Annotated in this window: 11 protein-coding genes; 10 read left to right on the forward strand and 1 reads right to left on the reverse strand. The window is 61.2% G+C overall.

Annotation, left to right across the window (positions count from 1 at the left end; genetic code table 11):
* Nucleotides 1-230: 230 nt before the first annotated feature.
* Nucleotides 231-1,781 carry a nitric oxide reductase transcriptional regulator NorR gene (norR, locus tag HU720_RS17145; protein WP_186521127.1) on the reverse strand — a complete coding sequence of 517 codons (1,551 nt, stop codon included), beginning with the start codon at nt 1,779-1,781 and terminating at the stop codon, nt 231-233.
* 154 nt (nt 1,782-1,935) lie between these two features.
* Here norR and hmpA point away from each other — a divergent pair, with 154 nt between their 5' ends.
* The 10 genes from hmpA to HU720_RS17195 all read left to right on the forward strand — a co-directional run bounded on the left by hmpA (nt 1,936) and on the right by HU720_RS17195 (nt 12,856).
* Entirely contained in the window at nt 1,936-3,111 is a 1,176-nt protein-coding gene (gene hmpA / locus HU720_RS17150; protein WP_186521128.1) for an NO-inducible flavohemoprotein, read from the forward strand.
* 494 nt (nt 3,112-3,605) lie between these two features.
* Nucleotides 3,606-4,112: a disulfide bond formation protein B gene (locus HU720_RS17155; protein WP_186521129.1), complete on the forward strand. Its 507-nt coding sequence runs from the start codon at nt 3,606-3,608 to the stop codon at nt 4,110-4,112.
* Nucleotides 4,113-4,668: 556 nt separating this feature from the next.
* A complete protein-coding gene (gene cyoA, locus HU720_RS17160) occupies nt 4,669-5,613 on the forward strand; it encodes a ubiquinol oxidase subunit II (protein ID WP_186521130.1) in 945 nt (314 codons plus the stop codon).
* Nucleotides 5,614-5,616: 3 nt separating this feature from the next.
* The gene (cyoB, locus tag HU720_RS17165; RefSeq protein WP_186521131.1) at nt 5,617-7,635 is read left to right on the forward strand and encodes a cytochrome o ubiquinol oxidase subunit I; all 2,019 of its coding nucleotides are present in this window, start codon (nt 5,617-5,619) and stop codon (nt 7,633-7,635) included.
* Nucleotides 7,636-7,638: 3 nt separating this feature from the next.
* Complete coding sequence (gene cyoC, locus HU720_RS17170) at nt 7,639-8,262, forward strand: cytochrome o ubiquinol oxidase subunit III (protein ID WP_186521132.1); 624 nt, start codon at nt 7,639-7,641, stop codon at nt 8,260-8,262.
* Nucleotides 8,262-8,594, forward strand: coding sequence for a cytochrome o ubiquinol oxidase subunit IV (gene cyoD / locus HU720_RS17175; protein ID WP_186521133.1), 333 nt, complete (start codon nt 8,262-8,264; stop codon nt 8,592-8,594). Before cyoC ends, cyoD begins: the two co-directional genes overlap by 1 nt.
* A gap of 11 nt (nt 8,595-8,605) precedes the next feature.
* Nucleotides 8,606-9,493, forward strand: a complete 888-nt coding sequence (gene cyoE, locus HU720_RS17180; protein ID WP_186521134.1) for a heme o synthase — start codon at nt 8,606-8,608, stop codon at nt 9,491-9,493.
* A gap of 136 nt (nt 9,494-9,629) precedes the next feature.
* Nucleotides 9,630-10,757, forward strand: a complete 1,128-nt coding sequence (locus HU720_RS17185; RefSeq protein ID WP_186521135.1) for a hypothetical protein — start codon at nt 9,630-9,632, stop codon at nt 10,755-10,757.
* A 126-nt stretch (nt 10,758-10,883) separates the two neighbouring features.
* Nucleotides 10,884-12,092 carry an alanine transaminase gene (gene alaC / locus HU720_RS17190; protein WP_186521136.1) on the forward strand — a complete coding sequence of 403 codons (1,209 nt, stop codon included), beginning with the start codon at nt 10,884-10,886 and terminating at the stop codon, nt 12,090-12,092.
* Nucleotides 12,093-12,472: 380 nt separating this feature from the next.
* Complete coding sequence (locus HU720_RS17195; protein WP_186521137.1) at nt 12,473-12,856, forward strand: YkgJ family cysteine cluster protein; 384 nt, start codon at nt 12,473-12,475, stop codon at nt 12,854-12,856.
* Nucleotides 12,857-12,942: the final 86 nt, after the last annotated feature.

Here is a 12,942-nt window from a genome sequence, read left to right on the forward strand (position 1 = left end):
GGGCTGCGCAGCAGCCCTGAAAACCCAAGGGGCTGCTGCGCAGCCCAACGCGGGACAAGCCCGCTCGCCACAAGGTAGCTCGCCACAAGCAGATATGTCTGGCGAGAACAGGCTTGTACAAAAACCATAGAACCCCCCACAGAGACCGCGCACAGTTGCACTATCGACGCCTTGCCCAGATCCAGTGGGAGCTGGCGACAGCCTGCGATTGGGCTGCGCAGCAGCCCCACTCAGCGTAAACCCAGGCGCTTGGCCACGCGGCTCAGGTTGGCGCGGTCCAGGCCCAGCTCGCGCGCGGCCGACGCCCAGTTGCCAGCGTGGCGTTGCAGGCATGCCTCGATGACCTGGCGCTGGTAATCATCCAGCGCTTCGCGCAAACCGCCCTCGGGCAACGCGACGGCGTCCTGCACGGGCGCGGCTGGCAGCGGCGCGCTGGGGGCCACGCTGCGCAGGTCAAGGTCGGCGGCCTCAAGGGTGAGTATTTTCGGGCGTCGCGCCTGCTGGCCGAGGGCCTTGAGCGCCGAGCGGCCGATCAGGTGCTCCAGTTCGCGCACATTGCCCGGCCAATCGTAGGCTAGCAGCGCAGCCTGCGCCTCGGCAGACAGGCGCAGGCTGCCCAACCCAAGCCGCGAGCGGTTCTGCTCGAGGAAATACCCCGCCAGCAGCAGCACGTCGCGGCCACGCTCGCGCAGCGGCGGCACATGCAGCGGGTAGACGCTCAGGCGGTGGTAGAAATCCGCGCGATAGTTGCCGTTGCGCACCTCTTCGGCGAGGTCGCGGTTGGTCGCGGCAATCAGGCGCACATCCACCTGGTGCTCGCGGTCCGAACCCAGGCGTTGCAGTTGCCCGCTTTGCAGCACCCGCAGCAATTTGGCCTGCACCGCCAGGGGCAGCTCGCCGACTTCATCGAGAAACAGCGTGCCGCCATTGGCCAGCTCGAACTTGCCGCGCCGTTCGCCATGGGCGCCTGTGAAGGCGCCGCGGACGTGGCCGAACAGCTCGCTCTCCACCAGGGTTTCCGGCAGCGCCGCGCAGTTGAGGCTGATCAGTGGTTTGTCTGCGCGGTGGCTGGCGCGGTGCAGGGCCTGGGCTACCAGCTCCTTGCCGACACCGGTTTCGCCGGTAATCAGTACGGTCAGCTCGCTGCCACCGACCAGGTTGATTTCTTCCAGCAAGCGCTTGTGCGCCTTGCTCTGGCCGATCAATTCACGGCCCTGGCTACTGGCCTGGCGGTATACCTCGGCGCGCTGGTGTTCGTCTTCGGCGCGCAGGGCCAGGTGCTCGATGCGCTCCGCCACGGTCACCGTGGCAGCGGCCAGGCTGGCGAAGGCTTGCAGGGCTTCCAGTTCCAGGCTCTGGAACTGGCCGGGGGTGAGCGCATCGAGGGTCAGCAGGCCCCAAGGCTGGTCGTCGACCATCAATGGGCAGCCCATGCAGTCGTGCACTTCCAGGTCGACATGCTGGCCTTCGACCAGGCCGTCGTAGGGGTCGGGCAATTGGCTGTCGCTGGCGAAGCGGGTAGGGGCGGGGCTGGCGAGCAGGGCCTGGAAGCGCGGGTGTTCGCTGACCTTGAAGCGCCGGCCCAGGGTGTCTGCTGACAGGCCGTCCACCGCCAGCGGCACCAGCCATTCGCCGTCCAGGCGCAGCAGGGCTGCGGCATCGCACGGCAGCAGGCCGCGCATGGCTTGCAGCAAGCGGCGGTAACGTTCCTGGTCGGGCAGGTCGCAGGACAGGTCACTGACCAGCGGGAGGAGGGCGGTAAGCAGGGGCTTTGCGGTCATATCGACTCCTGGTAGTCGGAATGACTATACGCCGTGGCGCGTCATTTTGACATGGGTGCTGGATAGGCCCTGTATTCATTGGCTGTGGCAGTTGGCACGATTGCTGAAATAGCCAAGGCAATCATATGAAGCCTAAGGCTCAGGAGTTGCTGCAATGCTCAATGCCGAACAACGTGCAATCGTCAAAGCCACCGTCCCACTGCTCGAAAGCGGCGGTGAGGCGCTGACCACGCATTTCTACAAAATGATGCTCAACGAGTACCCCGAGGTACGCCCGCTGTTCAACCAGGCCCACCAGGCCAGCGGCGACCAGCCGCGAGCGTTGGCCAATGGCGTGCTGATGTACGCCCGCCACATCGACCAGCTTGAGCAGTTGGGCGGCCTGGTGGGGCAGATCATCAACAAGCACGTGGCCTTGCAGATTCTTCCCGAGCATTACCCCATCGTTGGCAGCTGCCTGTTGCGCGCCATCGAGCAAGTGCTGGGCAAGGACATCGCCACGCCTGAAGTGATTGCTGCCTGGGCCGCGGCCTACGGGCAACTGGCGGACATTCTCATCGGCGCCGAAGAAACGCTTTACCAGGCCAAGGAACATGCTCTCGGTGGCTGGCGTGGCGCCCGCGAGTTCCGCTTGGTGCGCCGCGAGCAAGAGAGCGAGGAAATCGTCTCGTTCTACTTTGCGCCAGTCGATGGCAAGCCGGTACTCAAGGCCGAGCCCGGCCAGTACATTGGCCTGCAGCTGTTCATCGATGGCAGCGAGCAGCGCCGCAACTATTCGCTATCGGCGTTGAGCGGTGGCCAGCAGTACCGCATCAGCGTCAAGCGTGAGGCGGGCGGCAAGGTGTCGAACTGGCTGCACGCGCAGCTCAAGGTCGGTGACACCGTGCAGCTGTTCCCGCCAGCGGGTGACTTTACCCTCAGCGCCAGTGACAAACCGTTGGTGCTGATCAGTGGGGGTGTGGGCATCACCCCTACCTTGGCAATGTTGGAGGCGGCGTTGAAAACCGAGCGCCCGGTGCATTTCATCCATTGCGCACGCAATGGCGCGGTGCATGCGTTCCGCGACTGGATCGATGAACTGGCCGCGCGTCATCCGCAGCTCAAACGTTTCTATTGCTACGCCGAGGACCCGGCCAACCAGGCGGACGCCGTTGGCCTGCTGAACCAGGACCTGCTGGCCGAGTGGTTGCCGCGTGAGCGTGACGTGGATGCCTACTTCCTGGGGCCCAAGGGGTTCATGGCGGCGATCAAGCGTCAGCTCAAGGCGCTGGGCGTGCCGGAGGGGCAGAGCCGTTATGAGTTCTTTGGGCCGGCAGCGGCGTTGGAGTGATCGCAGTACGTGAATGCCGGGGGGGGGGGGGCGCTTTGCGGCCCTTTCGCGGCACCAGGCCGCTCCTACAGCCTTGAGCGCATGTCTACAGGCGAGCGCATCCCTTGTAGGAGCGGCCTTGCGCCGCGAAGGGCTGCGTAGCGGCCCCGGCGATCTGGCAGGACGCCTGTATTTCCACCCCACGGCGGCCCATGCCGAAGGCGAGGCTTCATCCACACATCCCCAAGATGAAGCGGCTTACATCCGCCTTCATCTTTAATCCTCCTTTAATCACTGTATTCTTCACTCCCGGTGTCGAGGGGCCTGGCCCTGTCCGGCGCTGGGGGCGGTGCGTTTTTTAAGGCGTATCGCTGAACCGAAACCCACTCTCCCGGTCTCAGTTCGTCCATGCACAGCCGCGCACGCCTTTCTTCGACGCGCTCTTTTACTCTGCGTGTAAACTTGGCGCCCGTCGGGCAGCCCCACGCTGCCACTCTCCATCGAAGGAATAGGCAATGAACGAACTCTCATCGCGCCTGAATCGCGAACGGCGCTTTCTGGTGCTGCTCGGCGTGATCTGCCTCGCGCTGATCGGCGGTGCCCTGTACATGCAAGTGGTGCTCGGCGAAGCACCCTGCCCGCTGTGCATCCTGCAACGCTACGCACTGCTGTTCATTGCCGTGTTCGCCTTCCTGGCCGCCGCAATGCCGGGCAAGCGCAGCCTCACCCTGTTCGAGGCATTGGTGGTGCTGAGCGCCATCGGCGGAATCATTGCAGCCGGCAACCATGTCTATATACTCGCCAACCCGATGGTCAGCTGCGGCATCGATACCCTGCAACCGATCGTCGACGACCTGCCGCTGGCCAAGCTGTGGCCGCTGGCATTCCAGGTCGACGGTTTCTGTTCTACCCCTTACCCGCCAATTCTGGGCCTGTCGCTTGCCCAATGGGCACTGGTCGCCTTCGTCCTGACTGCCCTGTTGGTCCCCCTGGGGATCTACCGAAACCGTCGTCGGGCATAGACCAAAGTCATTGTTTGACCCAGGTCTATTGCACCGCGAGATAAGCCCCCGGCCTCGCTCAAAGATTGATCAGGGTCATGCTCCGGGCCTTGCGCGACGCGGGCTACAGGGGTACTGGAAGGGGTGCGACAAACTGTCGCGAAGTTGATTTTTTGAGCAGTATTGTTACGCATTCTGTAAAAGACTGTTGCTCAATAAGTCATAGTAAAGGGGGGGCGACCTATCTACAATCGCCCCCAATTTCCGTTCGGCACTGCTTGCGAGTCGCAGGATTGAAGGAAGCCGCAGCGCTCCCTTATTGCTGACTTCGTCAAGTTTCGCCCAACGGCGATACCGGGCGGACACCCCTCCGCGTTTTCCCGCACCAAATGGACTTGGTCTGAAGTACAGGCCTGTTGCCTACGAAACCACGCACCGCTAATCCGCTTGACGCCAAGGCCTTTTTCAGGCCCCCGGCAGGAGCGAGTTCGGGCGCGAAATGCCGCACTTGGCAGGACGAAGTGTTGGCTACCAAAACACAAATTGCATTGAAGCAAGCTGATCTAGAGGTCGTGAGATGAGTAAAAAGCGTTACCCCAGACTGTTTGGCATATTGCCCTTTTTAGGCATGCTTTTACTCAGTGGGTGCAACTGGACCCTGCTCGACCCGAAGGGACAGGTCGGCATTGAGCAGAAGAACCTGATCCTGATCGCCACCGGCCTCATGCTGCTGGTGGTCGTGCCCGTGATCATCATGACGCTGGTGTTCGCCTGGAAGTATCGTGCTTCCAACAAGGCTGCCACCTACACCCCTGACTGGTCGCACTCGACCAAGATCGAAGCCGCGGTGTGGATCATCCCGATCCTGATCATCATCGCCCTGGGTTATGTCACCTACCACTCCACGCACAAGCTGGACCCGTACCGTCCACTGGATTCGGACGTCAAGCCGATCCAGATCGACGTGGTCGCGCTGGACTGGAAATGGCTGTTCATCTACCCGGAACAGGGCATTGCCACGGTCAACAAGATCAACTTCCCGGCCAACACCCCGGTGAACTTCCGCGTCACCTCGGACGCCGTGATGAACTCGTTCTTCATCCCGGGCCTGGGCGGCCAGATCTACGCCATGGCGGGCATGACCACCAAACTGCACCTGATCGCCAACGAAAACGGTGTGTTTGACGGCATCAGCGCCAACTACAGCGGTGCTGGTTTCACCGGCATGAAATTCAAGGCAACTGCTACCTCCCAGGAAGACTTCGACAAGTGGGTCGCCGAAGTGAAGCAGTCGCCGCTGAAACTGGGCAAAGCCGAGTATGAAGCTCTGGCCAAGCCTAGCGAATACAACCCAGTCGCGCTGTACAGCGAGGCGCCAGCGGAGCTGTTCCAGACCATCGTCGACAAGTACGAAGGCATGAACCGCGGCAAGCCGGTCCACGAAGAAGCAGGCAGCAAAGATCTGGCCACTACCACGGGTGTGGAATCGAGTACGCAACCAGCTGCCGGTGCAGAGGAGTAAGAGATGTTCGGTAAATTAACCCTGGAGGCGATACCCTATCACGAGCCGATAGTCATGGTGACGCTTGCCATGATTGCGCTCGGCGGTATCGCTGTCGTCGGCCTCGTTACGTATTTCCGCAAGTGGACCTACTTGTGGACTGAGTGGCTGACCACCGTCGACCACAAGAAAATCGGGGTGATGTACATCATCGTCGCGATGATCATGCTGCTGCGTGGCTTTGCCGACGCCATCATGATGCGTACCCAGCTGGCTGCCGCTACCGGTGGCTCCGAAGGCTATCTGCCGCCTGAACACTATGACCAGATCTTCACCGCTCACGGTGTGATCATGATCATCTTCATGGCGATGCCGTTCTTCACCGGCCTGATGAACCTTGCTGTTCCTCTGCAGATCGGTGCACGTGACGTTGCCTTCCCGTTCCTGAACTCCCTGAGCTTCTACCTGCTGCTGGCAGGCGTGCTGCTGGTCAACATCTCGCTGGGTGTTGGTGAATTCGCCAAGACCGGCTGGGTTGCCTATCCGCCGCTTGCGGGTATCCAGTACAGCCCTGGGGTAGGTGTCGACTACTATATCTGGGCGCTACAGCTATCCGGATTGGGTACGACACTGACCGGCGTGAACTTCCTCGTCACTGTGATGAAGATGCGCGCCCCTGGCATGAAACTGATGGACATGCCGATCTTCACCTGGACCTGCACCTGGGCCAACGTGCTGATCGTCGCTTCCTTCCCGATCCTGACCGCCGCACTCGCCCTGCTGACTGTTGACCGTTATCTGGACTTCCACATCTTCACCAACGAGCTTGGTGGGAACCCGATGATGTACGTCAACCTGTTCTGGGCATGGGGTCACCCTGAGGTTTACATCCTGATCCTGCCGGCCTTCGGCGTGTTCTCGGAAGTGACTTCGACGTTCTCCAGCAAACGCCTGTTCGGCCACCACGCGATGATCTACGCATCGGGTGCCATTGCGATCCTGGGCTTTGCGGTATGGCTGCACCACTTCTTCACCATGGGTGCCGGCGCCAGCGTCAACACCTTCTTCGGCCTGGCGACGATGCTGATCTCCATCCCGACCGGTGTGAAGCTGTTCAACTGGCTGTTCACCATGTACCAAGGCCGTGTGCGCTTCACCGCACCGATGCTCTGGACCCTGGGCTTCATGGTCACCTTCTCCATTGGTGGCATGACCGGCGTACTGCTGGCCGTTCCGGGTGCTGACTTCGTGCTGCACAACAGCCTGTTCGTTATCGCTCACTTCCACAACGTGATCATCGGTGGTGCGGTATTCGGCTACATTGCCGGCTTCGCCTTCTGGTTCCCGAAAGCCTTCGGCTTCACCCTGAACGAGAAGTGGGGCAAAGCTGCCTTCTGGTTCTGGCTGTCGGGCTTCTACGTTGCGTTCATGCCGCTGTACGCCCTGGGCTTCATGGGCATGACCCGTCGTCTGAACCACTCCGACAACCCACTGTGGGAACCCTACCTGTACGTAGCCGTTGTCGGCGCCGTGCTGATCCTGTTCGGTATCGCTTGCCAGCTGATCCAGATCGTCGTTTCGGTTCGCGATCGCAACCAGAACCTCGATGTGACCGGCGACCCATGGGGCGGCCGTACTCTGGAATGGTCCACTTCGTCGCCACCTCCGTTCTACAACTTCGCTCACATGCCTGAGAAAGTGGGTCTGGACGCCTGGCACGAAGCCAAGGAAGCCGGTGTTGCGTACAAGGCTCCGGCCAAGTACGAAGCGATCCACATGCCGAGCAACACCTCCACCGGTCTGTTCATGGGTCTGTTCCTGACCGTGTTCGGCTTCGCCTTCATCTGGCACATCTGGTGGCTGGTGGGCGCAAGCCTGGTGGCAACCATCGCAGTCTTCGTTCGCCACGCTGCACGTGACGACCAGGGCTTCATGGTTCCGGCCGAAGAAGTGGCGCGCATCGAAGGCGAGCGCATGAAAGCGCTGGCCCAAGCAGGTGCTCTGCCTGCCGGCGCACGTGTCGAATCGTTTGAGCGGGTGTAATCAATGTCCAGTCAAGTAATGCACGGTGATGCACATGGTCACGACCATGGGCACGATGATCACCACCACGACTCGGGCCAGATGACCGTACTGGGTTTCTGGCTGTACCTGATGACCGACTGCATCCTGTTTGCGTCGCTCTTCGCCACCTACGCGGTGCTGTCCGGCAGTTTTGCCGGCGGCCCGTCGGGTCACGACATCTTCCAGCTCGACTTCGTGCTGGTTGAAACCGCGTTCCTGCTGCTGTCCTCGATCACCTTCGGCTTCGCCATGCTGAAGATGTTCGCCGGCAACAAGGCAGGTGTACTGGGCTGGTTGGCTGTGACCTTCCTGTTCGGTGCCGGCTTCATCGCGATGGAAATCTATGAATTCCATCACCTGATCGCCGAGGGCTTCGGCCCGCAGCGCAGTGGCTTCCTGTCGGCGTTCTTCGCCTTGGTAGGTACCCACGGTCTGCACGTGACTGCCGGTCTGATCTGGATGGCTATCATGATGTATCAGATCAACAAGCACGGCATCACGCCGACCGCCAAGACCCGCATGAGCTGCCTGAGCCTGTTCTGGCACTTCCTGGACGTGGTCTGGATCTGCGTATTCACCGTCGTTTACCTGTTGGGAGTTATCTAATGGCTAACGCACACGACGTCCATCACGAAGGCAGCCACGGCAGCGTCAAGTCGTACATGATCGGTTTCGTACTGTCGATCATCCTGACCGCTATCCCGTTTGGCCTGGTGATGTACCCGAGCCTGCCGAAGAACCTGACCGTCCTGATCGTGGTGGCCATGGCCGTCATTCAGGTGGTAGTACACCTCGTGTACTTCCTGCACATGGACCGCTCGAAAGAGCAGCGCTCCAATGTGTCGACGTTCCTGTTCACCGTCATGGTTATCGCTCTGCTGGTCGGCCTGTCGCTGTGGATCATGTTCAGCATCCACTTCGAAATGATGGCCAAGTGAGGTAAGACTGCATGTCCGTAAAGCACTTTATCCAAATCACCAAACCGGGGATCATTTTCGGTAACGTGCTTTCCGTGGCAGGCGGCTTCTTCCTTGCCTCGAAGGGCCAAGTGGACTTCGCCCTGTTCCTGGCGGTGGTAATCGGTACTTCCCTGGTGGTTGCCTCGGGATGCGTGTTCAACAACTGCATCGACCGTGACATCGACCACAAGATGGAACGCACCAAGAACCGCGTCATGGTGCAGGGCGGCATGTCGCTGCCCCTCGCGCTGGCTTACGCCACCCTGCTTGGGGTGGTCGGCTTTGGCATGCTGTATGTCCAGGCCAACCCGCTGGCGGCGTTCTGCGCCCTGGTCGGCTTTGTGGTCTACGTTGGCTTCTACAGCCTGTGGCTCAAACGCAAATCGGTGCACGGCACCTTGGTCGGCAGCCTGTCCGGTGCCATGCCTCCGGTGATCGGCTACTGCGCCGTCAGCAACAGCTTCGACCTGGCTGCGGTGACCCTGCTGGTGATGTTCAGCCTGTGGCAGATGCCGCACAGCTTCGCCATCGCGATCTTCCGCTTCAAGGACTACAGCGCTGCCAACATCCCGGTTCTGCCGGTGCAGCGCGGTATCCTGGCTGCGAAAAAGCAGATCGTGCTGTACGTGCTGGCGTTCGTCCTGGCCACCTTGATGCTGACCCTTGGCGGTTACGCAGGCCTGGGTTACCTGGCCGTCGCGGCTGCCATGGGCCTGTACTGGCTGTACATGGCCTGGGGCGGCTACAAGGCCGAGGACGACAGCAAGTGGGCGCGCAAAGTGTTTGGCTTCTCCATCCTTCTCGTGACCGCCTTGAGCGTAATGATGGGGGTGGACAGCCAGACTGCCGCCGATGTGCTGATGACCTACGCACGCTGATCGAGCAAGCGCTTCATTAAAAAACCCGGCCTTGAGTGCCGGGTTTTTTTTCCCTGGTGGGTCTGTATTCCTGCTGATATGACCCCCATGCCCAACCCTATTTTCGCACCTCGACAACATGACGAGGTGCGAAGTGATGGGCGTTTTTACCGTGTATTTTTCGGGGACTGGATCGAACCGGGCAGATGATCACAACCCGCTGTACTGGGAGGGCGAACTGATCGCCACCTTGGCCGATAGCGACCAGGGCAAGCGTTTCATCGACTGGATCGCGATCGACGGGCCAGGCTCTGGCAATCATCAGCATGAGCGTCTTTTCGTGCAGGACCAAGACCACTACGAAGTGTTCGGTACCGCGTTCGGATCGGGGTGGGACGAGAACGTGCAGCATGCGCTCAACGTGATCAAGGGGCACAGTGACTGGCGAGGGGACTTGAGTGCCGAGGGTGAATTCGAACGGATCGAGGGCGAGCCTGCGGGCGTTGATGGGCAGCGCGCACGCAACTCCTGGATGTGGCAGCGCTTCGATCACAGCAATCGAAAGATCACGCTGCAGGAGTTGGAGGAGCAACTGATCAAGGAGTACCGTAAGCCGCTGATTCCGGACACGGTCAATTTGGTCGGCTGGAGCCGGGGCGCGATCTGCTGTCATATGCTGGCCAACGCCATGGCAAAAGACCCACTGCTCAGTGCCGTCAAAGTGAATATATTCGCGGTCGATCCGGTCCCCGGGCCTTTTAATCTCTCGCCGGAACGCTACAAACTGCAGAGCAACGTGGCAGAGTACGTAGGGTTTTATGCCCGCGACGAGCGCTCGATGGGGTTCGCTGCGGTGATCCCGTTCACCGAACCAGGCACCCAGATCAGCGTCTGGCCACTGCCGGGGCGCCATGCCACGCTGGTCGGCAATGCTTCGCTCGATGGCGTTAGCGAGCCCGGTACTCTCAAAGAGCCGGGGCGCATCGTAAGGTTTCATGCAGCGGATTTCCTGGGGCGCTGGGGGACGGTGCTGAACCCCGCCTTGAAGCTGGATCAGGAACTGCTCGATGGCTGGTATGTGAAGGTGGCAGAGGACGACGCCCAGTACCTGGCCATGCGTAAGCACTCCTACACAGTGTTCACCGAGGAAAAAGACGGCCAACGGTGGGTTTACCACGGCGATCAGGCGGTGGCCTATGACACGGTCAATGGAGAACCTTTCAACCCGTCGGAAGGGTTGAACCTGAAACTCTGGAAAAAACACGCCGAGGCTGATGAGGCCTGACCCGCCACGGCCTGGTGAACCCAGGCCTTTACACTGGGCGGCCGATGAGATTATCTTCGTCGTCGGTCGCCGCAGCGGCCAGCGTCGCTCGGACGGTTCCGGGCGCTTACGTCTTCAGAGGAAACCATGGCCAACCCTGGTTCGCCGCGCCGTTTCGCGCGCATTGATCGTCTCCCGCCTTACGTCTTCAACATCACTGCCGAACTCAAGATGGCTGCTCGCCGCCGTGGCGAGGACATCATCGACCTGAGCATGGGTAACCCCGACGGCGCCACGCCGCCGCACATCGTCGAGAAGCTGGTGCAAGTGGCCCAGCGCGAAGACACCCATGGCTATTCCACCTCTCGCGGCATCCCGCGCCTGCGCCGTGCCATCTCGCGCTGGTACCAGGAGCGCTACGAGGTCGATATCGACCCGGAAAGCGAAGCCATCGTGACCATTGGCTCGAAGGAAGGCCTGGCGCACCTGATGCTCGCCACCCTCGACCAGGGCGACACGGTGCTGGTGCCCAACCCCAGCTACCCCATTCACATCTACGGTGCAGTAATTGCCGGTGCCCAGGTGCGCTCGGTGCCGCTGGTGCCGGGCGTGGACTTTTTCAACGAGTTGGAACGGGCCATACGCGAGTCCATCCCCAAGCCGAAGATGATGATCCTGGGCTTCCCTTCCAACCCTACCGCCCAATGCGTCGAGCTGGATTTCTTCGAGCGCGTGGTGGCGCTTGCCAAGCAGTACGATGTGCTGGTGGTGCACGACCTGGCCTATGCCGACATCGTCTACGACGGCTGGAAAGCACCGTCGATTCTGCAGGTGCCGGGGGCCAAGGACATTGCGGTTGAGTTCTTCACCCTGTCCAAGAGCTACAACATGGCCGGCTGGCGCATCGGCTTCATGGTCGGCAACCCCGAGCTGGTCAATGCCCTGGCGCGCATCAAGAGCTACCACGACTACGGCACCTTTACCCCATTGCAAGTGGCGGCCATCGCGGCGCTGGAAGGTGATCAGCAGTGTGTGCGCGATATCGCCGAGCAGTACCGCCAGCGCCGCAACGTGCTGGTCAAGGGTTTGCACGAACTGGGCTGGATGGTCGAGAACCCCAAGGCGTCGATGTATGTCTGGGCGAAAATCCCCGAGGCCTACGCCCACCTGGGGTCGCTGGAGTTTGCCAAGAAGCTGCTGGCCGAGGCCAAGGTTTGCGTGTCGCCGGGCATTGGCTTTGGTGAATATGGCGATGACCATGTGCGTTTTGCCCTGATCGAGAACCAGGACCGCATCCGCCAGGCGATCCGCGGCATTCGCCAGATGTTCCGCGCAGACGCAAACCGCGAGGGGTAAGCGGCAAGCAGTAAAGGACTAGGTCTGTACCTGGCTTCCAAGCGCAGACAAATCTCCTGGTGGCGAGCGGGCTCGCCCCGCGTTGGGCTGCGAAGCAGCCCCAAAACCCATCACCATCAAGGGCTCCGACCTGCAGGCCCTTTGCAGAGAATAACCCTCGGGGCTGCCCTGCAGCCCAACGCGGGGCAAGCCCGCTCACCACAAACCTAGGCAGGGAAGGGAGGTGGATGTCCACTTGCCGCTTGCTGCTCCAAGCTCAAGGCCGCGACCAGCGGCCGTCTTTTTTTCATCATCCCTCTGTTCAGCCGGCCGCGGCTGGATTACAAATAGCGGCGCGGGCGCTAGCCCCAATAACAACAACCTCCCCCTCCCTGGTCATCATGTCCGAACAGAACCCTTGCCTTACCTGCGGCGCCTGCTGCGGCTACTTTCGTGTGTCTTTCTTCTGGGGTGAATGCCAGTCGGCGGGTGGCGTTGTGCCTGACGACCTGGTGGTGCAGATCAACCCGTCACGGGTCGCGATGATCGGGACCGACGCCAAGCCTTGCCGTTGCGTAAGCCTGGGCGGCGAAATCGGCACGCAGGTGGCGTGCACCATCTATGAACAGCGCTCAAGCCCGTGCCGCGAGTTCGAAGCCTCCTGGGAGCATGGCCAGCACAACCCAAGCTGTGACGACGCCCGGGCCGCCTATGGGCTGCCGCCGCTGACCCCGCCGGGGGCCAACGAGCCGCACTGGCCGGATGACGGCGCCCAGGTGGCGTGAGCGCACGGCGCGCCAACCATTGGCGGGCCAATTAACGGCGGCAAATGCGTCAGGTTCTGGCGTATTGCCATGACCGCTCGTCGGCT

Source organism: Pseudomonas sp. SWRI51 (genome assembly GCF_014268825.1).
Taxonomy (GTDB): domain Bacteria; phylum Pseudomonadota; class Gammaproteobacteria; order Pseudomonadales; family Pseudomonadaceae; genus Aquipseudomonas; species Aquipseudomonas farsensis.